Here is a 21454-nt window from a genome sequence, read left to right as displayed (position 1 = left end):
GGAGGGACGCGGGCGGCCTCTGTCGATCTGGATCAACCCGCGGGGGGCCGCTCAGTCATGCTGTGCACGGAATGTCAGTTCAATGCGGCGACGACGTCGGACGGCCTCTGCGGCATCTGCGTCGGGGCGGCCGCGCACGCGCAGCCGGCCCCGCGCCCCGGGTACGCGTCCGTCGCCCGCCCCGCCTGGCTCCGCTCACCGGTCGGACTGGCACGGGCGAGCATCGCGCTCCTCGGCGTCGTCATCGCCGCCGACCTGTACTCGCTGTGGGCGGGCACGGTCGTCCAGGACGTGATGGACGACCTGATCGAATCGCGTTTCACGGCGGGTTACGGGGCGACGGAGCTGGTGCGGGACGCCGAACGGGCCGACACGATGTACGCCGTCTCCGGCTGGCTCCAGACGGCCGCGCTCGTCGCCACCTGTGTCGTCTTCCTCTGCTGGTTCCACCGGGTCCGCGTGAACGCAGAGGTGTTCGAACCGCACATCCACAGCAAGACGCGGGGCTGGACGGTGGGTGGCTGGTTCGTGCCGGTGGTGAACCTGTGGTTCCCGCGGCGGATCGCGCTGGACATCTGGGACGCGAGCGGCGACCGCTCGGTGGCCCTCGACCGCACGATGACCCTCGGCGACCCCACGACCCGCGCCACGCACCCGCTGATCAACGGCTGGTGGACGCTGTGGGTGGCGAGTCTGCTCGTGGGGCGGTGGGCGGCTTCGGGGTACTGGGCCGCGGAGGAGGCCGACGAGATCGACGCGGCGATCTCCCGGATGATGTTCGCGGACGTCCTGCACATCGCGGCGGCCGTGATGGCGATCCTCTTCGTACGCCGTCTGACGCGGATGCAGGAGGCGAAGGCGAAGGCGGGTCCGCTGCCGGGCGGGCACGTTTCGGCCTGATCGGCGCACTGCGGCCAAGAGGCCCACGAGATCCGTTTTCGGCTTTTTGGTGGCGAACTTGCTTACGTCTGTGGTGTATTCGGCCGAAGCCGACCGCAATCGGTGAGCACAGCCGTAGCGCCCGGTCATCGCGCGCGGTTGAGCAGGGTGAGTCGAGTACACGGGGAGACGCAGGCATGGGCTACTGGGGTTACTACGTCGTGGGCAGGAGCGAGCGGCCGCTCGTGGAGCTCTCGGCGGTCGCGGCGGTGCGGGAAGAGCTGAGCCTCCTCGTCCAGCGCGACGACGGCTGGCAGGTGTGGGAGGTGCCGGGCGGTGACGGCACGCGGGACGTCGGCAACATGAACACCCTGGCCCTGGAGACGGGTTCACCCGCGCTCTTCGGATACGTCATGGACAGCGACTGCGTGGTCGTCGAGGCGGCGGCCCCGGAGAGCGGCGTGTGGACAACGTGTCTGGCCCGCGAGGCGATGGCCGGCTACCTCGGCGACGACGGCCTGAGCCTGGACGACTACTTCCTCGAACCGCGCGACGCGGCGACCCGCGCGGTGACCTGGGCGGCGGAGTCGGGCAGGACGGTCGGAGCGGCGCCGCTCCTCGACGTACTGAACGCGGCGGCGGAGCCGTCGGCGGAGGAACTCTTCTTCCGCTTCCTGGACCGACTCGGCGTGGTGCCGCAGTGACGTTCCTGGGTGCGCGCATGCCGTCGTAGTGACGTTCCTGGGTGCGCGCATGCCGTCGTAGTGACGTTCCTGGGGGCCCGCACGCAGTAGGGGACGTGCAGTGTCCGCAACGGGAGGCGTACGACATGGGCGGCCCGAGTCTGGTCGAGCTGATTGCCGGAGCCGACGAGAGAGGTCTGGCGGCGAGCGGGCTCGCCTGCCTCGACCGGTGTGTGCCACTCCTCGGCGGCGGCGACGAGGTGCTGCGCCCGCTGTGGGGCAGCCTCGCGGAGGGCCGCGCCTGGGACGCGGCGCTCGCCGAAGTGCGGGTGAAGCTGGGCGGCGCGGACATCCTGGAGGACTCCTCCGCGGACGAGGCCCTCACCCTGGCCTACCGCATGCTCGGCGCCGCACCCTCCACGCGTTCCGCCACCGAACTACGGGAGTGGGCCGACGCCTGCTCCGTCGCCGCCCTGCAGATCCACCGCCTGCTCGACACCGCCCCGGACGGACCCACCAGGGGATCACCCCTGGGCGCGAGGCGCCAGGGCCGCACGGAGGGCATGTCACCGCTGGTGGCCGCGGAGTTGCGCCGCCAGACGCGCATCCTCGAACTGCTCGCCAACCAGGGCGCGGGCGCCGGGGCGCTGCGGCAGGCGCTGGAGGTGTCCATCGAGGGGCGGCGGGTGCTGCGGGCGGTCGTTTCGCGGCGGGAGCGGGGGAGCAGGGTCTGATCGGGGGCAGAGGGATCCGGCCCTTTCTTGCCGCCCACTCCTCACCGCCGCTGCGGTTGAAATGTTCCCCGGCACATCACGCCGGACATCACGCCGTACATTGCACCGGAATTACTCGGGGATATCGGCGGTGCAGGTGGCCCGCCCGTAGGATCCGAACGCGGTTGCCCGCTGCCTGTGTTCGCCCCGGATACGCGGCAAGCTCGCGGTGGTGGAGGCTCCGCACGAGGGCGCGAAGGTCCGTACGACGAAGTTCGGCTACGACGAGGTCGGCAACCAGATCAAGGTCTTCACGCCGAGAGGCGTGGCAACGGAGGACCAGCCCGACGATTTCGTCGCCGAGACGACGTACGACCCACTGAACCGCCCCTCCCGGCAGATCCAGCCCTACGACCCGAAGGACCCGCGCTACAACAAGAAGGTCTGGTCGGAGACGACGTACGACGCCGTGGGCCGGGTGCAGAAGACGTCGATGCCGCCCTCGGAGGGCGAGAGCACCCGCAACGACACGACATACGGCTACTACGACAACGGCTGGGTCAAGACGTCGCAGGACGTGTGGGACATCCGCACGACGTACGACTACAACGCCCTGGGACAGCAGACGGCCCGCCAGCTGACGTCGGCGGGCGGCTCGACGAGCCGGACCATGCGGTGGGGCCACTACCCCGACGGCAAGCTGAAGTCGCGTGACGACGACGGCATTCCGGTGGGAGCCAACGAGCTGGTGGCGTACGAGTCGCAGGCTCGCGCGGGCAAGGGAACGGAGTCGTCCCCGCACACCTGGAAGCTGAACATCGGCAAGGCGGGCAAGTACACGGCGTACGCGGAGTCCGAGAAGCCGGGTGAGTGGACGAAGCTCGGCACCGCCACCTACAAGAAGGGCGAGAACGCCGACCTGAAGGCCGCCGCGGACACGGTGAAGCTGGTCCGCGACAACTCGGCGGAGAAGGCCGCGGACACGGAGCGCAAGCGTTTCGCGTACGCGTACGACGTCAACGGCAACCTCACCTCGATCGACGACACCTCGACCAGCACGAAGGTCGACGCGTACACGATGTCGTACAGCGGTCTGAACCAGGTCGAGAAGGTGGCGGAGGCGCTGGCGGGCCAGGAGAAGAAGACCACGTCGTACACCTACGACGCGAACGGTCAGCCGGAGACGCTGAAGCACCCGGACCAGTACGCGAAGTACACGTACGACCTGCGCGAGTTGGTGAAGACGGCGACGGTCGGCAAGTCGGCGTCGGACGCGTCACCGAAGGTCACGTCGTACGACTACACGTACCGGGGCGAGCGCAAGACGGAGACCAAGGCCAACAAGAACACGGTGGACTACGTCTACTACTTGGACGGCGCGCTCAAGTCCCAGACGGAGAAGAAGCCGGGCAACGGCGCACTGGTCTCGTCCCACTCCTACGCCTATGACGCGAACGGCAACAAGGCGCAGGACGTCGCCAAGAAGATGAACGCCGACGACCACGCGAAGTACGTGTCGTCGACGACGGACTACACGTACGACCCGGCGGACCGCCTGTCCAAGTCCGCCCGTACCGGGGACGGCGCGGGCACGGAGACGTACGTCCACGACGACAACGCGAACGTCATCTCGCAGACGGTCAAGGGCAAGACGACGACGTTCGGCTACGACCGCAACCGTCTGCTGAAGACGACGACCGGCGGCGCGTCGGCATCGCACACGTACGACGCCTTCGGCCGTCAGGACTCGGTGACGGCGGGCGGAAAGGTCATCGAGCGCAACGCGTACGACGGCTTCGACCGCGTCAAGCAGCACGAGAAGGCGGACGCGGGGACGGGTGCGCTGAAGACGACGAAGTACGCGTACGACCCGCTGGACCGCACGTCTTCGCGGAGGGACGCGGGAGGCAAGTCGACGGACTACACCTACCTCGGCATGTCGGGTGAGGTCTTCGGCGAGGAGGTCGCCGGCAAGCTCACGAAGTCGTACCAGTACGGGCCGTGGGGAGACCGCCTCTCGCAGGTCAAGCACGGAGCCGGCGGTACCGCGGATGAATCGACCTACTACGGCTACAACAGCCACACGGACGTCGAGACAGTGACCGACAAGGACGGCAACACGAAGGCCACGTACGGCTATTCGGCGTACGGATCGGACGACAAGGCCGACTTCACGGGCATCGACAAGCCGGACGCGGGCAACCCCACGAAGGACGCGTACAACCCGTACCGCTTCAACTCGAAGCGGTGGGACGCGGCTTCGGCAACGTATGACATGGGGTTCCGGGATTACAGTCCGGGGCTGAACCGGTTCACTACTCGGGATATGTACAACGCGGCGTTGGCTGATATGGGGCTGGGGGCTGATCCTTACACCAGCAACCGGTACGCGTTCACGGGAGGCAATCCGACCAGTCTCGTAGAGATGGACGGGCACGTGCCGTGCGCAGACGGCATCAAGGGCGCATGCGGTGGCGGAGCATCCAGTGCCGGAGCCTGGTGCATGGTCTGCGCGACCAACTTCAATCCGGGCATGAGCAAGCCGCGTGCCCACGTGCCCAATGTGGCCAACGAGGATCTTCGGAATATCATCGGAGAGCTCTACGCTCGTAAGCAAGTTCCTGACAGCAGTGTTACGGGCGACGGCCGTACGGCTACCGCTCTGATCGCTGAATACAATACGGGCAAGCCTGTCGGGAAGTGGCACGTAGAGAAGGCTTCCAACAAGCTGGCCGGATTGGCGGATCTCTTGGAGAAGGACAGAAAGGCAAGACTCAAGGGCGGAAAAGGTCTGCTCTCCGAGGCCGATCTCAAGGTCGCCGGGGCCGAGGCCGATGGCCTGTGGAAGGCGCTCAATTCACGAGATGTGACCGGTGCCGTGACCGCTCATGTGCAATCCAGTCCGAACACTCTCGCGGCCGTGCGGAAGAACAGGAAGTCCATCGTCAACTCGGTGGCGATGTCAGAGATCACGGGTCAGGGCTTCGAGCAGCACCACCCGAAGGCCGCGCCACGCCCTGTCGGACAACCGACCAAGCTCGGTGGCGGGTACAAGGCCTTTGGCTTGGCCGGCGCCGGAGTCGGCGTCGTGGCGCAAGCCCCCAGCTACATTCGGCAATTCGGAGTCGCAGTGGGAGCCTGGGAGATCGTGAAGGACTCCATAGATCCGTTCGGTTTCCACGAGGCGGTGGAGTCGCCCAGCGGCTCCGGCGGGATCTGTGATCCCGCTTCCGGGAACTGTGCGTAGCGGGAACTACGTGTACTTGAAAACTCTCCATTCGTAGAGAGCCTGCCGGGTGTACGTCACGTATGCCCGGCAGGCCTCCAGGTACGTTGGAATCGATATGGAACCCATTCCTTTCTCTGAAATTGCCCACGAATTCCTTCGACTTGTGCCCAAAGGGTCTGAAGCGCTGCAGAAGTTGCCTGACGAGGTGAGAACCGAATTTGAGCAGTGGTCCACGGGGGTAGACCTGTACGATTTCTTGTCCCGCGCGTTCATGCGCCCCGCCCTGTTGCCGGAGCTCCTCGCGGATCATCCTGATGGTGAATTGCTTAAAGGTAGTTTTGCCTTCATCGAAGGGCTTGCGCTGAGTGAGGACGAATATGTGCAGGGGGCGCTTCATTTCGAGGTCTATGATCAGTTCCTCAGAGAGAAAAGAATTCTGAGTCGAGCCGAGTCCCTGTTGCTTCCTGCGGCACGGGAAGGTCTCACTTCCCTCCTGGCGAACACTTACGGCGTATGGGGTGGGGTCGAGGAGGCGCTGGCGACGTTCAACTGGGACTGACGTGCAGGCAGGGGAGCCGTCACGGGAGAGCGGTGACTTCCGCTTGGTAGGGGGAGGGTGCGCTGTGCGCCCTCCCGACTACTGGGTTGAAGGGGTGGGAGTCATGGACGGTGAGGGAAGACAGGTGCCGAGAGCGGGGGAGATGCGGGGGCAGGCCCAGGAGTTCGTTGCGCGGGTGACCGTGCGGAATCGGCTCCCGCTTGATTATTCCGTCGCGAGCCTCCGCATCGTCGACTTCCTCATCGAAGGGCTGCGCAAGGGCGGGCGCGGGCGCGATGAGGTGGCCGGTGCGCTCCTCGGTCTTGGCGCCTATGTCGGGGAGGTCCTGGTGCGCCGGGCGGGTGCCGTCTGGGTCGATTTCGACGAGAGCCAGCGTCTGTTCTTTGGACATTCTGTGGGTGTACGGATGCCGGACGGGAGGGTGTGGAATCCCCTGGGGAAAGTGGTCAATTGCTTTGATGCTGCCGCCGATGCTGCGGAGCAGTCATTGCAGACCTTCTACCTCACCCTTCCGGGGCGCTCTCGGCGCGCAGCGTAGGGGCACGGGCACGGTGGACAGTGTCAACGGGGTTAAGAGGAGAGCGTGGGGCAGGGTGGGGAACAACACCGCCGTACGGCGGCCGGTGACGAGGAGCTGACGCGGGCGCTGGAGGGTGCCAGGGACGGGGACGAGGCGGCCTTCGCGGCCGTCTATCGGTGCGTCCAGCCTGGGATTCTCGGGTATTTGCGTAGGCTCGTCCGTGAGGACGCCGAGGACGTGGCTTCCGAGGCATGGTTGCAGATCGTTCGGGATCTGGGGCGGTTTCGCGGGAGCGGGGCAGACTTCCGCCGCTGGACGGCAACCATCGCCCGCCACCGCGCCATTGACCACCTCCGCCGCCAGAAGAGCAGGCCGCGGGCCTCCCTCCTGGAGTGGGACGCGTTCGCCCTGCCGGCTGCTGATGACACCGCCGGTGAGGTCCTTGAGTCGATGACCACTTCGTGCGTGCTGGCTCTTGTGGCCGAACTGCCGCCGGACCAGGGTGAGGCGGTGCTGTTGCGTGTCGTGGTGGGGCTTGACGGTCCTGCAGCCGCGCGAGTACTCGGCAAGCGGCCTGGCGCCGTGCGAGCGGCGACGTATCGCGGACTGCGCCGGCTGGCACGGCAGTTGGCCTGCCAGGCGGAGCCTGTCGGTCCTCCTCCTCGTCGGCGTCCCGTGGGGAGCGGGTTTGCCATGCGGCGGGAGAAACGGGCGGTGTGCTGAAGCGACCGGGGCCTCCAACCGTCCCCGGATGCCTGCCGCACGGTCGATGTCTTGCATTTGCTCGACCCTCGTCTCCGCGTTCCGCGGGATTCGGCGCTAGCTGCCGGGTCCCGGAGCGCCCGTCCATCGGCCCGGTGGACTCGTCCGGTACGTGTTGCGGAAGGTGCCCCCTCTCGACGCGCTGCCCGCTTCGGGGGCGGGCGTCTCGGAGATGGTGGAGTGCGCGGGCGCGCACGTTCAGCCTCGGCTCTTTCGGCCCCTCGCCGGTGAGGTTCTCTGCGCCGTCTGCCGTCAGGCACGGGCGGAGACCTCCGGCGGGGTCCGGTCCACCGTGCGAGGCGCGAACGCCGTACGTGCTGCCCTGCGGCAGGGCGTTGCGCCTGGGGCGGCATACGCCGAGCGCCGTGCCGCCCCCCTCGACTTCGGGGAGCGGCACGGCGCTTGGAGGTAGCACACCTCGGTTACGGCGTAAGGAGCTGGCCCAAGTGCGCCGCCGCTGGAGTGCCCAGCTGCGTACGGCCGTAGTAGACCCCGCTCGACGTCGAGACGCCCGACGCCCCGCTGTCCAGTTGGAGGATCGTGCCGGTGCCCTCGTCCTCGCCGTCCACGCCGATCGCCAGATCCGCGCGGCCGAAGCCCGACAGGTCCGCGAGTGTGACCGATGAGCCGAGGCGGTCCGCCGACTCGGTGGAGCCCGTGATGCCTTCCGTGTCCTGGCTGAACGCCTGCGCGCCCGCGCCCGTCAGGCCCGATGACGTGCCCTTCAGGAGGAGGGACGTTCCCGCGTCCTTCTTGGCCGCCCCCGCGCGCGTGATGTCCTCGTTCGGGGCGCCCGTCAGGACGTCCGCGTAGCCGTCCTGGTTGAAGTCGCCCGCCGAGACCGACCAGCCCATCGCGTCGCCCGACTCGGCGACGCCCGGGACTCCGGTCGTGTCCTGGTGGACCGTCTTCATGCCGGTCGTCGTGAAGCCCGTCGACGTGCCCGGGACCACCGTCACCTGACCGCCCGCGAACGCGCCCGACTCGGCCGTGTAGGGCTGGCCGATGACCAGGTCGTCGTAGCCGTTGCCGTTCACGTCGCCCACCGCCAGCGAGCGACCGCCCTTGACCGACAGGGCACCGACCCTGCTCAGGCCCGACCTGGTGCCCTTGAACCACTGCACCCGGCCGACGCCCGACTGGTCGCGGTAGTTCAGGGCCACGTCCGCGTAGCCGTCACGGTTGAAGTCGCCGGACACGGCATCGGCGTACGAGATGGCCGTGTCGCCCGACGTCAGCGTGCCGCCCACCTCGTTGCCCGCCTTGAAGCGTGCCGCCCAGCTGCCGCCGGTGCCGGTGGACGCCGCGAAGACGTCCGCCTTGCCGTCCGCGTTGAAGTCGCCGACCGCCACCGCGGAGCCGAACTTGGCACCCGGGTAGTGGAAGTCGTCCGCGAGCTGCATGTCCGTGCCGGTGGTGAAGTCCGGGCCGTAGAGCATCGTGACCGCGCCACGGTCCTTGTTCGTGGTGTCGTCCTCGCCGGGGGCGCCGATCGCCAGGTCCGCGTACCCGTCGCCGTTGATGTCGCCCCAGGCCGTGGCCGCTGCCCAGTTGTCGCCCGCCTCCGAGGCGCCGGGGACGCCGGGGCTTGACTGGGTGAGTGTCTTCTTGGAGCCGCTGACCGGGCCTTCGAGGCCGCCCGGGACGATCGTCAGGCTGCCCACGCCGCCCGACGCCTTGGGCGTGCCCGCCACCAGGTCCGTGATGCCGTCCCTGTTGAAGTCGGAGGTGGGGATCGCCGAGTTGCGGGCCGCGCTCGTCGCGTAGCGGCGGATCTCGCCGAGCTTGGAGTACAGGTTCTTGCCGGGGCACGCCGTCGCGAAGCCGTCACGGTGGCCCGAGACCGTGTTGAGGGAAGGGGTGTCGCCCTTCTTCCATACGCCGGTGTCGTCGGCCGCCGTCAGCGTGACCTTGGCGGCCGGGTCGCCCCCGTACTGGCCCAGCTTCCAGGCCGCCACCCGGGACACCGACTCCAGGGCGGCGCGGCTCGGCTTGCCCGCCTTCTTGTACGTCTCGCCGGACGCGGGCGACTCGTTGCCCTCGAAGTCGCCGAGGACCGCGATGCCAGCGGACTCGCCGTTGAAGCCGTACGTGTGCGCGCCGCGCACCGGCAGGTCGGTGCCGCCGCCGCGGCCCTCGAAGACCTGGCCGCACTTGTCCACGAGGAAGTTGTAGCCGAGGTCGTTCCAGCCCTCGGTCTCCACGTGGTACGTCATGATGCCGCGGACCAGGGACGCCGACTGGGCGCAGCTGTAGTCGTTCGTGCCGACCGTGTGGTGGACGAAGACCGCCTTGACCTTGGATATGTACTCCGGCGGGTCCTTGACCTGCGACTCGTCCGCGCCCCATGCCGCCCTGCTGATCACGGGCGGCTTGGTGACGGTGGAGGGCGGGGCCGTCGGGGTTGAGGGCTCCGGGTCCGGTTCCGGGTCCGGGTCCGCGTCGGGTGATGCGGGGTTCGAGGGGGTGGGGGTCGGTGAGGCGGGGGTCTCCGTCGGGTCCTGTGACGGCGCGGGAAACTCCGGGGCGCTCGGCTCCGAGGCCGGCGGCTCCGTCTCGTCGGCCGCGAACGCCGCCGGGGCCATCGCCGAACCGTCCAGCGCCGGGTTCTTCGCCTCCTTGGACGTCACACCCGGGTCCACCAGGTTGACCTCAAGGCCCTTGGGCAGCTCGGCACTCGCGGTGCCGTCGGCCGCGACCACGCGGACCTCGACGCCGTCCGACGGGCCGACCCACAGCGGCTCGGACGCGGCACGCATGCCCGCCTCGGCCTTCTCGGGCAGGTGCAGCTCCAGGTCCAGGTTCTGCCAGCCGGTCCACCCGGCGCTCTCGATGGAGCGGGTGCGGACCTGGGCCGTGCCTTCCAGTTCCTTCGTCACGCCGGCCCACGAGACGCCGAGCAGCGAGAACTGCCGCGTCGACGTACGCGGCAGCTCCCTCTCCTTGGCGCCGTCGGCCTTGAGCGCGATGTCGTGCACGCTCACCGGGCGCTTGTCGCGGGAGACCTCGCCGCCGGGCGGCTCGCCGGTCGAGGAATCCGCCATCGCGTACGTGACGGCCCCCGCGCCCCCCAGTACAACGGCTCCGATCGTCAGCCACGCCCTGCGCTTGAGGCTCAGTGGCCTGTACGCATGCGTGGTTCGCGCTGACTCGCGCGGTTTGCGCGGGCTCAAATGCCCCACCCCTTAGCGGAATTGCCGGACGAACAACGTTGAACAACAGCGAGTTCGTACGACTGCCCGAGGGTCTGAACGGTTGTACGCGGGTGGGTGAAATGTGACGTGACGTATCCCGCACTTCAGGGGTGTGACAGGTGGACGCAGGATTGCGCTGGGTCCCCTGACAGCTGTGGACAGGGAGTGGGAGAAGAAGTGCGGGTGGGGGCTGTGGGTTCTGTGGTGGGGAAGAGACGCCGGGTGTGGGTGCGGGGGGCCGTCTGCTCTCTCGTGATGGGGGCGCTCGCCTCCTGTGGTGGTGGCGAGGGAAAGGTGCACGAGGGGCTCGTCGACCGGACGCCCACGGAAACGGCACCGTCGAAGCCCGCCGACGAGGTGCGGGGCGAGCGGCTCGGCGGGGAGGCCATGGGGCTGCTCAGGGACACCGAATCCGTCCGTATCGGGGTCGAGATGAACTCCCCCGAGGGACACCAGGAGGTCTCCCTGCACATGGACCGCCGGAGCAACTGCACGGGCACCTTCGACGCGGGGCCCATGCAGCAGGGCGAGTTGGTCATGGTCGGTGGCGGCGACGTCTACATCCGGTACTCGGACACGTCGCTCGACGCGATCCGGGATGCCGCCGCGGCGCGAGGTCCGGGGGTCGCGGCCACGGCCAGGGAGCGGACGGATCTCGTACGCGGGAAGTATCTGAAGATGCCGAAGGCGAGCGGGAGTTCGGGCGCCGCGTCGCCGGCGAAGATGTGCGACCTCGACAAGGTTCTCGGGCAGCTGGGCAGCGGCTCGGGGGCGTCCGGCTCCGGCCTGAGCGGCGCCCGCGCCCTGCCGGAGAGGCGGTGGCACGGCCAGCAGGTCACGCCGCTCGCCGCGACGGACGGCGGACACGACATGACGGCCTATCTGGCGGTGGGCGACAAGCCGTTCATCGTCGGCATGACGCAGACGCGGGGCGACGAGCGGATGGAGATGCGGATGTCCGACTACTACAAGCCGGTCGCCGCGCACGCCCCTGACCCGTCCCTGGTCCTTGACCCCGAAGCGCTCGGCATGGATGTCGGTGGCGGTTCGCTGTTCGAGGTCTGAGGAGCGGGGGCGGGGGGCCGGGGCCGGGGGCCGGGGCCGGGGGCCGGGGATCGGGGTGCGGGTCATCCGCCGGGCCTGTGACATTTCCGTGGGCTCTGACGCAGCTCAGCGTGGGGGCATGGACACGGTGAGCTGTGTCGCGTCGGTACGGATGGGAAAGCGTGGGTCGAGGAGGGGAACCCGGTCGCGCGCGGGCGCGGGGTGCGCGGGGTGCGCGTGACGCTCGGGGTGGGCGTGATGCTCAGGGTGCGCGTGATGCTCGGGACGCTCAGGATGCTCGGGACGAGGGTCTTGGTGCTGCCGTCGCGCGGGCGCAGGAGGGTGACGAGGCGGCTTTCGCCGTCGCGTACCGCCTGGTGCAGCCGGGGCTCGTCGGCTATCTGCGGGGCCTGGTCGGGTACGACGGTGAGACCGCCGAGGACATCGCGGCCGAGGCCTGGCTGGAGATAGCCCGCGATCTGGGGCGGTTCCGTGGTGACGGGGCGGGGTTCCGGGGCTGGACGGCGACCATCGCGCGCCACCGGGCCCTTGACCACCTGCGGCGCCAGAAGGTCAGGCCGCGTCCGTCCGCGCTCGAACAGGACATCCTCGACCTGCCTGGGCCGTACAGCACGTCGGAGCAGGCGCTCGAATCGATCTCCACGGAGAGGGCGCTCGCGCTGATCGCCGGGTTGCCTCGGGACCAGGCGGAGGCGGTGCTGTTGCGGGTCGTGGTGGGGCTGGATGCTTCTGCGGCGGGGCGGGTGCTCGGGAAGCGGGCGGGGGCTGTGCGGACTGCTTCTTATCGGGGGCTCAAGCGGCTTGCTGAGTGGTTGGGGGGTGCGGGGTGAGGGGGGCGAGGGGGGAGTCGCCGAGGGGGAAGTCCCCGAGGGTGGACTCCGGCTCGTCCCTCTCTTCTTCCTTCGGGGAGGTGCTTGCTGTGGTTCTGGGGGAGGCGGTGCGGGGGGAGTGGGTTGATGTGGAGGGGCAGCGGCGGGCGGTGGCGGCGTTTCGGTTGGCGCGGGGGGAGGGGGCTTCGGCTCGGCCGACGCGTCCTGACGACGACTGGCGGTGACCCCTGGCGGGGGGCTTTGGGGGGATCTTTGGGCGCGGGCCGGTGGGGGCCGAGCGCGCAGTTCCCCGCGCCCCTGAGGGGGTGCCTGTTGTGTTTCGTCTGCACGTGCGTGGGGGCTTGTCGCGCAGTTCCCCGCGCCCCTGACGGGGCTGGTCCGTTGTGTCTTGCGTGCGGGCGAGTGGGGGCTTGTCGCGCAGTTCCTCGCGCCCCTGAGGGGGGGGTGGCCGTCGGTTCTCGGGTGCACGTGCGTGGGGGCCGAGCGCGCAGTTCCTCGCGCCCCTGGCTGGGCGCCCCGTAAGGGGCGCGGGGAACTGCGCGAGCAACCCCCATGCACGTGCAGACGGAAACGCATGCGCAGGTAAGGAAGGGGGGGCTGGTTGAGGCCCCTGCCAAGGTGAGCGGCCGGGGTCGCCACCCCCCACAGGAGAGACCCCGGCCGTCACGCGGACGGACCGCACGCGGTCCGTACTCCCTTCAGCGCCGCCGGTGCGTTTTCTGTCACACCGCGTTCTGTCACCCGCTAGTTGCACGTTGTACCAAACATGGACGTGGGCCCACTTCAGCCCGTAGCGTGCTGCTTCGCGCCAGGCTGCGGGGGCAGGACCGCGACCGGTGTAGGCGCATAGGGAGAAGTTGTGCTGGGGGACGACGCGGAACTGACCGCCGCGGTGCTTGCGGCGCAGGACGGGGACGAGACCGCGTTCCGGACTGTGTACCGCGCCGTGCACCCGCGGCTGCTCGGCTACGTACGCACGCTGGTCGGAGACCCGGACGCGGAGGACGTCGCGTCCGAGGCCTGGCTGCAGATAGCCAGGGACCTCGACCGCTTCAGCGGCGACGCGGACCGGTTCCGCGGCTGGGCCGCACGCATAGCGCGCAACCGCGCGCTCGACCACATACGCATGCGGGGCCGCCGCCCGGCGATAGGCGGCGACGAGACCGAGCTGACCGGAAAGCCGGGCGAGGCGGACACCGCCGACGAGGCGATGGAGTCCCTGGCCACCAGCGACGCCCTCGCCCTGATAGCCCAACTCCCGCAGGACCAGGCGGAAGCGGTCGTACTCCGGGTGGTCGTCGGCCTCGACGCAAAGAGCGCGGCCCTGACCCTCGGCAAGCGCCCCGGCGCGGTCCGCACCGCCGCCCACCGAGGCCTGAAGCGGCTCGCGGAACTGCTCGGCGCGGACGACCCGCCGAGCGAGGGCGCGCTGGACGCCGTACCGCCCCAGAGGGAACGGCGCGGGAGTGCGGTGACGTCCGCCGGTGTGACGCATTCGCGTTCCCGGGCGCAGAAGGACATGTGATGGCCGACGAGGATTACAGGTGGCTGGACCGCGACACGGCGGAGCGTTTGCTGAGCGGTGAGCCCATCGACGGCACAGGCATCGACGGCACAGGCATCGGCGGCGTAGGCGTCGACGGTGCAGGCACCACCGACCGCACCGCCATCAATGGCGCAGGCACCGGCCATCACGCGCGTGAACAGGCCGCGCGACTGGCCAAGGCCCTGGCCGCGCTCGCCGCGGACGACCGCGCCGGTTCCGTCGTACCCGCCGACATCTCCTCCGAACTCCCCGGTGAAGCAGCCGCCCTCGCGGCCTTCCGGGAGGCCCGCGGCCCTGAGGCGACGAAGAAACGGGCGGCTTCTACGCGCGTGGGAGCGGGCGATACGGTGCATATCGGGCGCTCGGCCGAGCCCCCGCGCCCCGCACGCTGGGCCCGCCCCATGCGCTACGGACTCGCCGCGGTGCTCGCCGGCTGCATGATCGGCGGAGTCGCCGTGGCCGCGGGCACGGGCGTGCTTCCCTCGCCGTTCGGCGGCGGCGACCGGGACAGGCCCGGCCCCGCGGCCTCCGCCTCGTCCGTCGCCTCGCCCGAACCGCTCTCGTCCCCGTCCAACGACGCGAGCGGCAGCCCGGACGTGGAGCCCGACGACGTGACCACCACGCCGGAAGACCCCCCACGCGGACCCGGCAGCAGCCCGCCCCCGCAGGGCGAAGGCGTCGAGAACCCCGACGAAGGCACCTCCAAGGGCGGCGCGAACACCGCACAGCCCGGCGCCGGCGACCCGCAGCGCGAGAACGAGGCGGGGGACTGGTACCGCAAGGTGGTCTCCGCCTGTCGCGACTACCGCAGCGGAGAGCTCCAGGGCGAGAAGAGGCGCCGCCTGGAGGAAGCCGCCAAGGGATCCCGGCGGGTGACCGAGTTCTGCGGCCGTGTCCTGGACGGACCGGGCGGCGACCGCGAGCACGACGGCGGCGACGACAGCGGCAACGGCGGCAGTGACGACGACGGCGACAACGGCGCCGGCGACAACGACGGCGGCGGCGGATCATCCGGCGGCGGCAACGACCACTGGGGCAACGGCGGCAGCCGCCCCTTCCCGCCGATCGTGGCCCCCTCGGTGCCGCACCGGCCGAACCCGGCGCCCACCCCGACCGCCTCGTACAGCGCCCAGCCCGTACTGCCCGGCAACGCGTCCTAGCCGGGTCCCGCACCCCCTCCCGCACCCCTCCCGCGCCACCCCCGCCGTGCTCCTGACCTGCCCGGAAACATCATTCGTCGCGGGTGTGACGTTTTTTGAAGCAGTGGCGCAGTAAGAAGTGAGCCGACTGGTCATCGGCCCGCGCACGAGCCAGGGGTTCCCCCCGTACCTTTGGCTCAGTGCCACCAGCGTGGGCGGGAGACGTTCCCCCGATCCCGCCCACGCTGATTAATCCCGGGCGTCACTTGTAGACGACGACCTTGTCGCCGTTCTTGACCTGCGCGTACAGGCTCGCGATCTTCTTCTCGTCGCGTACGTTCACACAGCCGTGCGAAGCGCCGCTGTAGCCGGTCGCCGCGAAGTCCGTGGAGTAGTGCACGGCCTGGCCGCCGCTGAAGAACATCGCGTACGGCATGGAGCTGTCGTACAACGTCGAGACGTGGTGGCGGGACTTCCAGAAGACGGTGAACGTGCCGTCACGGGTGGGCGTGTACTGCGAGCCGAAGCGCACGTCCATCGTCGAGACGGCCTTGCCGTCGATCATCCAGGTCAGCGTGCGGCTCTCCTTGCTGATGCACATCACCCGGCCGGTCATGCAGCGCTTGTCGGGCTTCGACGCCGGAATGCCGCCCCCGGAGTACAGCTCGTACTTCGACGGCTCGTGCGTCATGGCGAGCAGCCTCTGCCAGGTGACCGTGTCCGTCGTACCGGTGGCGGGCAGCCCGCGCTTCTCCTGGAACCCCTTGACCGCGGTGGTCGTGGACGCGCCGTACGTCTCCGAGGGGTCCTCGACGAACCACTCGATCTGCCGGAGCCTGGCCTGCAGCTCCCGCACCTGGCCGTCGCGCTGGCCCGGGGCGAGCAGCGTCTTCGGCGGCGGCTGAGGGGTCGCCGTCCGCTCCCGCTCCCGCTTCGACGGCCCGGACGGCTCATCGGCGCCACCCGATTCCGACTGCTCCGTCCCGCCTGTCCCGTCCGACCCACCCGGCTCATCCGGCTTCTCCGTCTTCGTGGGAGAGATCTTGATCGGTTGTTGCGCCTTCCCGTCCTGGTCGACGGCCTGCGCCTTGCACCCGCCGACCAGCGCGACCGCGATCACGGCTCCCACGGCTATCGCACCTTTGCCCACAATGACCCCCGCCATCGCTCCTCGGCTCCACGGACTCGCTGAGAGTGTTCCCCGCGAGTGACCACCCCTGAACGTTGCCGCATGCTGGGGGAGGACCGCTATACCGGAGAAGTAACGGAGAAGGATCTCTGGCAGGAGGCACAGAGCGATGACGCGTGAGTCGGAGTCCGGACTGCCCGTCGAGCCCGTGTACGGCCCCGAGGCCCTCGACGGCTGGGATCCCGCGACGAAGCTGGGCGCACCGGGCGCCTATCCGTATACGCGCGGCGTGTATCCCTCCATGTACACAGGGCGCCCCTGGACGATGCGCCAGTACGCGGGCTTCGGCACGGCCGTCGAGTCCAACGCCCGCTACAAGCAGCTGATCGCGAACGGCACGACGGGCCTCTCCGTCGCCTTCGACCTGCCCACGCAGATGGGCCACGACAGCGACGCGCCCCTCGCGAGCGGCGAGGTCGGCAAGGTGGGCGTCGCGATCGACTCGATCGACGACATGCGGGTCCTGTTCGGCGGCATCCCGCTGGACAAGGTCTCGACGTCGATGACGATCAACGCGCCCGCCGCCCTGCTGCTCCTGATGTACCAACTGGTGGGCGAGGAACAGGGGGTCGACGCGGGTCGGCTCACGGGCACGATCCAGAACGACGTCCTGAAGGAGTACATCGCGCGGGGCACGTACATCTTCCCGCCCAAGCCCTCCCTGCGTCTGATCGCGGACATCTTCAAGTACTGCCGGGCCGAGATCCCCAGGTGGAACACCATCTCCATCTCCGGCTATCACATGGCAGAGGCGGGCGCGACGCCCGCGCAGGAGATCGCCTTCACCCTCGCCGACGGCATCGAGTACGTCCGCACGGCGGTCGCCGCGGGCATGGACGTCGACGACTTCGCACCCCGCCTCTCCTTCTTCTTCGTGGCGCGTACGACGCTCCTGGAGGAGGTCGCCAAGTTCCGTGCCGCACGCAGGATCTGGGCGCGGGTGATGCGCGACGAGTTCGGCGCGAAGAACCCGAAATCCCTGATGCTGCGCTTCCACACGCAGACGGCCGGCGTCCAGCTCACCGCCCAGCAGCCCGAGGTGAATCTGGTCCGGGTCGCGGTCCAGGGCCTCGGTGCCGTACTCGGCGGCACGCAGTCCCTGCACACGAACTCCTTCGACGAGGCGATCGCGCTGCCGACCGACAAGAGCGCGCGCCTGGCCCTGCGCACGCAGCAGGTCCTGGCGTACGAGACGGACGTGACCGCCACCGTCGACCCGTTCGCCGGGTCGTACGTCGTCGAGAAGATGACGGACGACGTCGAGACGGCGACCCTCGGCCTCATGGAGCGCGTCGAGGACATGGGCGGCGCGGTGGCCGCCATCGAGAACGGCTTCCAGAAGGGCGAGATCGAGCGCAGCGCCTACCGCATCGCCCAGGAGACCGACTCCGGCGAGCGTGTCGTGGTCGGCGTCAACCGCTTCCGCCTCGACGAGGAGGAGCCCTACGAACCCCTGCGCGTCGATCCCGCCATCGAGGCCCGGCAGGCGGCCCGCCTCGCGAAGCTGCGGGCCGAGCGCGACCAGGCGGCGGTGGACGCGGCGCTCGCCTCGCTCCAGGAGGCGGCGAAGGGCGAGGCCAACGTCCTCTACCCGATGAAGGACGCGCTGCGGGCGCGGGCGACGGTGGGCGAGGTGTGCGACGCGCTGCGGGAGGTGTGGGGGGCGTACGTGCCGACGGACGCGTTCTGACGTTCTGGCGTCGCGGCCGGGACGGGTGTCCGCTTGGCGGACACCGTGTCCTTCATGCCGTACACGCGTGCGAGACTCCGCCCCATGCTGGGTGTCACCGATCTTCCGACCTATCTCGCGGGCCTCGCCCTGATCATTCTGCTGCCGGGGCCGAACTCGCTGTACGTGCTCTCCGTGGCCGCACGCCGTGGCGTACGCACCGGCTATACGGCCGCCGCGGGCGTCTGGTGCGGGGACACGGTCCTGATGACGCTGTCGGCGGCCGGTGTCGCCTCGCTCCTTCAGGCCAATGCCGTGCTCTTCGGGATCGTGAAGTACGCGGGCGCCGGCTATCTGACCTGGCTCGCGGTGGGGATGCTGCGGGCGGCCTGGGGACTGTGGCGGGCGCGGCGGCAGCCGGTGGACGAGAGCGGGCCGGGGGCGGCGGAGAGCGCCGGGGAGCGGCCGTTCCGCAGGGCGCTCGTGATCAGCCTGCTCAACCCGAAGGCGATCCTCTTCTTCATCGCCTTCTTCGTGCAGTTCGTCGACCCCGGATACGCCTATCCCGCGCTGTCCTTCGTCGTCCTGGGCGCCTTCGCCCAGGTGGCGAGCTTCCTCTATCTCACCGCCCTGATATTCAGCGGCACCAAGCTCTCGGCCGCTTTCCGCCGCCGCAGGCGGCTCTCGGCGGGAGCCACCTCGGCGGCGGGTGCGCTGTTTCTCGGGTTCGCGGCGAAGCTGTCCCTCGCCAGTGGGTGAGCGGCACTGAGGACGGGCCTCAGTGGTGCCAGGCCGCTCCTCCCACGTTGTGGATCATCCGCTGGAGGACCTTGATGACCTGGACGTACTCCTCGTCCGAGATGTCCTCCTGGATCTCCGCGCGGGTCTTCTGCTGACGCGCGGCGGTCTCGTCCCTGAGCGCGCGGCCCGCGTCGGTGAGGCGGAGGCGGCCGCCGGCGTCCTCGGTGAGCAGGGCGCGGTCGTGCAGGGCGCCGATGTTGTGCAGGAGGGCCCCGTCGCCGGTGCTCAGGTAGCCGCGCAGGGTGCCCACCACGTCCGCCTTGTCGCGGCCCTCGTCGCCGCGGATCTGGTTCAGGATCCACCACTGGGGCTGGGTGAGTCCCGACTCGGCCAGCATGGTGCGGATGTGGTGGACGACGGCTTCGCCCGCCGCCGTTGCCCAGTAGCCGATGGGCTGGTCGATGAGGTCCGCGTCGCTGTGGGAGTACGTGAAAGTGTCCATGCCCAGAAGGTAGAACCTCAAGCTTGATTGAGGTCAACTGCCCGAGTTGAACAGCCCGAAGTACTCCGTCAGCCCCCTCGCGTCCCTTGCGTCCTTCGCACCCCTCGCGTCCTTCGCGCCCCTCGCGTCCTCGCCCGCCCAGCCGACGTACCCGTCCGGGCGCACCAGGAACAGGCCCTTCCCGTAGGGCGCGTAGGCGCCGATGCGGTGTACGTGCACCAACTCCTTGTCCAGCGGCGGGAGTTCAGCATCCGTGTCGACCGCGAGCAGCGTGAAGTGCGGGCCCCTGAAAGCGTCGAACAGCCTTCCCTCGCCGCACGGCCCGTCCGGAGCGCGATCGCCCGCCCGCAGCGCCTCCTCCGGGAGTTCCGCACGGGTCTCCACCGCCAGGGAGCTGTCCCGGTAGCCCAGGCCCAACTGGCGCGTGGCGCCCCCGCGCCGCTCCTCGCCCCGGTGGATGCGGGTGGAGAGGCCCAGCATCTGCGCCGCGTTGGGCAGGCGCTCGGCCTCGTAGGTGTCGAGCAGGGCCGCGGGCGCGCCGCCGCGCAGCACCGCGCCCAGCTTCCAGCCCAGGTTGTACGCGTCCTGCACGCTGGTGTTCAGGCCCTGCCCGCCCGCCGGTGAGTGCACGTGCGCCGCGTCCCCGGCCAGGAACACGCGGCCCTCGCGAAACCGGTCCGCCATCGCCGCGCGCGGCCTGAAGTCGGAGGCCCAGCGCACCTCGGTCACCTCGTCGCCGGTGAGATGCGTACGGGCGGCGACGACCTTGCGTACGCCTTCGAGCGAGGTATCGGGCTCGGTGCCGTCGGTGAACTGGGCCGTCAGCTGGAAGTCCGGCGTGCCCGCCAGCGGGCAGATCGCCAGGAAGCCCGCGCCCTCTTCGGCGGGCGGGAACATGTGCCAGTTGTCGCGGTCCAGGCAGGGGATGCGGACGTCGGCGACCAGGATCGGATGCGGGTCGACGGTCTCGCCCGTCATGCCGATGCCGAGCGCCGCGCGCACGGTCGAACGGCCGCCGTCCGCCGCCACGGCGTACGCGGCGCGGACGGTGCGCCCGTCCGCGAGCCGTGCGGTGACGCCCTCCTCGTCCTGGGCGAGGTCGGTCAGACCGGCGCCGAACAGGATGTCGTCGCCGCCGAGTTCCTTGAGGCGGGCGTACAGGATCTCCTGCGTACGCCACTGGGGGAGCATCAGCGGCCGGTTGTAGGGAGCGTCCCGCGTCGGCTCCGTCTCGTCGGACATCCGGTGCTCGCCCTGCCGCTCGCCGTCCCGCCAGATCATGCCGACCGGGTAGCCGCCGCCCGCCGCCTCGGCCGCTTCGATGACCCCGAGGTCGTCGAAGACCTCCTGGGTGCGGGGCTGGATGCCCTTGCCGCGCGAGCCGGGGAAGAGGGTGTCGGCCCGCTCGACGACCAGGGCGCGCACCCCCCGCCGGGCGAGGTCGCAGGCGAGGGTCAGGCCGGTGGGCCCCGAGCCGACGACGAGCACGTCGGTCGTGAGGGAGTCCGCGAGAGAGCCCGCGGGAGAGTTCGTGGGCGAGGTGTCCTTAACGCTGTTAAGTGCCATGTCCAGAGCCTGCGCTTAACGGTGTTAAATTGTCAAGGTGGCTACGACACCCCTGGACCGCACCCGCGTCGCGCAGACCGCCCTGGAGCTCCTGAACGAGACGGGCCTCGACGGGCTCTCGCTGCGCGCCATCGCCAAGGAACTGGACGTCAAGGCGCCCGCTCTGTACTGGCACTTCAAGGACAAGCAGGCGCTGCTCGACGAGATGGCGACGGTGATGCTGCGGCGCATGAACGAGGAGTTTGCGGCGGACGCGATCCCCGGCGCCGACTGGTCACAGACCCTGGCCGCCGCGATGCGGGGTCTGCGGCACCATCTGCTGAGGTATCGCGACGGCGCGAAGGTCTACAGCGGCACGCACTTCACCGACATGTCGTACGCGGTCCCGATGGAGGCCCACCTGCGCAGACTCACCGAGGGGGGCTTCACGCCCGGCGGCGCGGCCCGCGCCTGGTTCACGGCGTACAGCTACACGATCGGCTACGTGATCGAGGAGCAGTCCATGGGCCCCGACCCCGTGAAGGAGGAGGGCGGCTACGACCTGGCGGCCCGCGCGCGGCGGCTCGACGGCTTTCCGCTGGCCGCGGCGGCGGGCCACGAGATGTTCCGCGACTTCGACGCGGGGTTCGAGAAGGGCCTGGCCGCGGTGGTCGCCGGGATCGGGGCGA

General features: G+C 69.8%; 18 protein-coding genes. 14 read left to right on the top strand and 4 right to left on the bottom strand.

Going from position 1 to position 21454, the window contains the following annotated elements; genetic code table 11:
* Positions 1 to 57 precede the first annotated feature (57 nt).
* The 7 genes from ACFUPX_RS31305 (at position 58) to ACFUPX_RS31275 (ending at position 7306) form a co-directional block, all read left to right on the top strand.
* Positions 58 to 900 (top strand): DUF4328 domain-containing protein, encoded by an 843-nt coding sequence (locus ACFUPX_RS31305; protein WP_383330201.1) that lies wholly within the window; start codon positions 58 to 60, stop codon positions 898 to 900.
* 176 nt (positions 901 to 1076) lie between these two features.
* Positions 1077 to 1583, top strand: coding sequence for a hypothetical protein (locus ACFUPX_RS31300; RefSeq protein ID WP_383330198.1), 507 nt, complete (start codon positions 1077 to 1079; stop codon positions 1581 to 1583).
* Between the two features lie 125 nt (positions 1584 to 1708).
* On the top strand, positions 1709 to 2296 hold the full coding sequence (locus tag ACFUPX_RS31295) for a hypothetical protein (protein ID WP_383330195.1): 588 nt from the start codon (positions 1709 to 1711) through the stop codon (positions 2294 to 2296).
* Between the two features lie 211 nt (positions 2297 to 2507).
* The gene (locus ACFUPX_RS31290) at positions 2508 to 5522 is read left to right on the top strand and encodes an RHS repeat domain-containing protein (RefSeq protein WP_383330192.1); all 3015 of its coding nucleotides are present in this window, start codon (positions 2508 to 2510) and stop codon (positions 5520 to 5522) included.
* Positions 5523 to 5619: 97 nt separating this feature from the next.
* Complete coding sequence (locus tag ACFUPX_RS31285) at positions 5620 to 6063, top strand: hypothetical protein (protein WP_383330189.1); 444 nt, start codon at positions 5620 to 5622, stop codon at positions 6061 to 6063.
* Positions 6064 to 6166: 103 nt separating this feature from the next.
* The gene (locus ACFUPX_RS31280; protein WP_383330186.1) at positions 6167 to 6601 is read left to right on the top strand and encodes a hypothetical protein; all 435 of its coding nucleotides are present in this window, start codon (positions 6167 to 6169) and stop codon (positions 6599 to 6601) included.
* Between the two features lie 45 nt (positions 6602 to 6646).
* Complete coding sequence (locus ACFUPX_RS31275; protein WP_383330183.1) at positions 6647 to 7306, top strand: RNA polymerase sigma factor; 660 nt, start codon at positions 6647 to 6649, stop codon at positions 7304 to 7306.
* Positions 7307 to 7767: 461 nt separating this feature from the next.
* Here ACFUPX_RS31275 and ACFUPX_RS31270 read toward each other — a convergent pair whose 3' ends face one another.
* Positions 7768 to 10389, bottom strand: a complete 2622-nt coding sequence (locus tag ACFUPX_RS31270; protein ID WP_383330180.1) for an FG-GAP-like repeat-containing protein — start codon at positions 10387 to 10389, stop codon at positions 7768 to 7770.
* 405 nt (positions 10390 to 10794) lie between these two features.
* On the opposite strand from ACFUPX_RS31270, the gene ACFUPX_RS31265 reads away from it, so the two are divergent.
* The 4 genes from ACFUPX_RS31265 (at position 10795) to ACFUPX_RS31250 (ending at position 15140) form a co-directional block, all read left to right on the top strand.
* Positions 10795 to 11604, top strand: a complete 810-nt coding sequence (locus tag ACFUPX_RS31265; protein ID WP_383330178.1) for a hypothetical protein — start codon at positions 10795 to 10797, stop codon at positions 11602 to 11604.
* Positions 11605 to 11765: 161 nt separating this feature from the next.
* Positions 11766 to 12434, top strand: coding sequence for an RNA polymerase sigma factor (locus ACFUPX_RS31260; RefSeq protein ID WP_383330176.1), 669 nt, complete (start codon positions 11766 to 11768; stop codon positions 12432 to 12434).
* A gap of 859 nt (positions 12435 to 13293) precedes the next feature.
* A complete protein-coding gene (locus tag ACFUPX_RS31255; RefSeq protein ID WP_383330173.1) occupies positions 13294 to 13959 on the top strand; it encodes an RNA polymerase sigma factor in 666 nt (221 codons plus the stop codon).
* Positions 13959 to 15140: a hypothetical protein gene (locus tag ACFUPX_RS31250; protein WP_383330170.1), complete on the top strand. Its 1182-nt coding sequence runs from the start codon at positions 13959 to 13961 to the stop codon at positions 15138 to 15140. Before ACFUPX_RS31255 ends, ACFUPX_RS31250 begins: the two co-directional genes overlap by 1 nt.
* A gap of 241 nt (positions 15141 to 15381) precedes the next feature.
* Here ACFUPX_RS31250 and ACFUPX_RS31245 read toward each other — a convergent pair whose 3' ends face one another.
* Positions 15382 to 16254 carry a L,D-transpeptidase family protein gene (locus tag ACFUPX_RS31245; RefSeq protein ID WP_383330299.1) on the bottom strand — a complete coding sequence of 291 codons (873 nt, stop codon included), beginning with the start codon at positions 16252 to 16254 and terminating at the stop codon, positions 15382 to 15384.
* A 163-nt stretch (positions 16255 to 16417) separates the two neighbouring features.
* On the opposite strand from ACFUPX_RS31245, the gene ACFUPX_RS31240 reads away from it, so the two are divergent.
* Together ACFUPX_RS31240 and leuE are read left to right on the top strand one after the other, a co-directional pair.
* The gene (locus tag ACFUPX_RS31240; protein WP_383330167.1) at positions 16418 to 17998 is read left to right on the top strand and encodes a methylmalonyl-CoA mutase; all 1581 of its coding nucleotides are present in this window, start codon (positions 16418 to 16420) and stop codon (positions 17996 to 17998) included.
* An 84-nt stretch (positions 17999 to 18082) separates the two neighbouring features.
* On the top strand, positions 18083 to 18736 hold the full coding sequence (gene leuE, locus ACFUPX_RS31235; RefSeq protein WP_383330164.1) for a leucine efflux protein LeuE: 654 nt from the start codon (positions 18083 to 18085) through the stop codon (positions 18734 to 18736).
* A gap of 19 nt (positions 18737 to 18755) precedes the next feature.
* On the opposite strand, the gene ACFUPX_RS31230 is transcribed toward leuE, so the two are convergent.
* Both ACFUPX_RS31230 and ACFUPX_RS31225 read right to left on the bottom strand, forming a co-directional pair.
* Positions 18756 to 19220: a MarR family winged helix-turn-helix transcriptional regulator gene (locus ACFUPX_RS31230; RefSeq protein WP_383330161.1), complete on the bottom strand. Its 465-nt coding sequence runs from the start codon at positions 19218 to 19220 to the stop codon at positions 18756 to 18758.
* Between the two features lie 33 nt (positions 19221 to 19253).
* Positions 19254 to 20786, bottom strand: a complete 1533-nt coding sequence (locus tag ACFUPX_RS31225; protein ID WP_383330158.1) for an FAD-dependent oxidoreductase — start codon at positions 20784 to 20786, stop codon at positions 19254 to 19256.
* A 28-nt stretch (positions 20787 to 20814) separates the two neighbouring features.
* On the opposite strand from ACFUPX_RS31225, the gene ACFUPX_RS31220 reads away from it, so the two are divergent.
* A partial coding sequence (locus ACFUPX_RS31220; RefSeq protein ID WP_383330297.1) for a TetR/AcrR family transcriptional regulator C-terminal domain-containing protein occupies positions 20815 to 21454 on the top strand: 640 nt, incomplete at its 3' end.

It is taken from the genome of Streptomyces sp. NPDC057302, from assembly GCF_042667685.1.
In the GTDB taxonomy this organism is placed as follows: Bacteria; Actinomycetota; Actinomycetes; order Streptomycetales; family Streptomycetaceae; genus Streptomyces.
The sequence above is the reverse complement of the archived record's forward strand: the minus strand, read 5'-3'. Positions and strand labels throughout refer to the sequence as shown.

Excerpts from the sequence above, each read along its gene's own strand:
- ACFUPX_RS31305 (WP_383330201.1), top strand. The coding sequence starts at position 58 with ATGCTGTGCACGGAATGTCAGTTCAATGCGGCGACGACGTCGGACGGC.
- ACFUPX_RS31300 (WP_383330198.1), top strand. The coding sequence starts at position 1,077 with ATGGGCTACTGGGGTTACTACGTCGTGGGCAGGAGCGAGCGGCCGCTC.
- ACFUPX_RS31295 (WP_383330195.1), top strand. The coding sequence starts at position 1,709 with ATGGGCGGCCCGAGTCTGGTCGAGCTGATTGCCGGAGCCGACGAGAGA.
- ACFUPX_RS31285 (WP_383330189.1), top strand. The coding sequence starts at position 5,620 with ATGGAACCCATTCCTTTCTCTGAAATTGCCCACGAATTCCTTCGACTT.
- ACFUPX_RS31280 (WP_383330186.1), top strand. The coding sequence starts at position 6,167 with ATGGACGGTGAGGGAAGACAGGTGCCGAGAGCGGGGGAGATGCGGGGG.
- ACFUPX_RS31270 (WP_383330180.1), bottom strand. The coding sequence starts at position 10,389 with ATGGCGGATTCCTCGACCGGCGAGCCGCCCGGCGGCGAGGTCTCCCGC.
- ACFUPX_RS31265 (WP_383330178.1), top strand. The coding sequence starts at position 10,795 with ATGGGGGCGCTCGCCTCCTGTGGTGGTGGCGAGGGAAAGGTGCACGAG.
- ACFUPX_RS31250 (WP_383330170.1), top strand. The coding sequence starts at position 13,959 with ATGGCCGACGAGGATTACAGGTGGCTGGACCGCGACACGGCGGAGCGT.
- ACFUPX_RS31240 (WP_383330167.1), top strand. The coding sequence starts at position 16,418 with ATGACGCGTGAGTCGGAGTCCGGACTGCCCGTCGAGCCCGTGTACGGC.
- leuE (WP_383330164.1), top strand. The coding sequence starts at position 18,083 with ATGCTGGGTGTCACCGATCTTCCGACCTATCTCGCGGGCCTCGCCCTG.
- ACFUPX_RS31230 (WP_383330161.1), bottom strand. The coding sequence starts at position 19,220 with ATGGACACTTTCACGTACTCCCACAGCGACGCGGACCTCATCGACCAG.
- ACFUPX_RS31225 (WP_383330158.1), bottom strand. The coding sequence starts at position 20,786 with ATGGCACTTAACAGCGTTAAGGACACCTCGCCCACGAACTCTCCCGCG.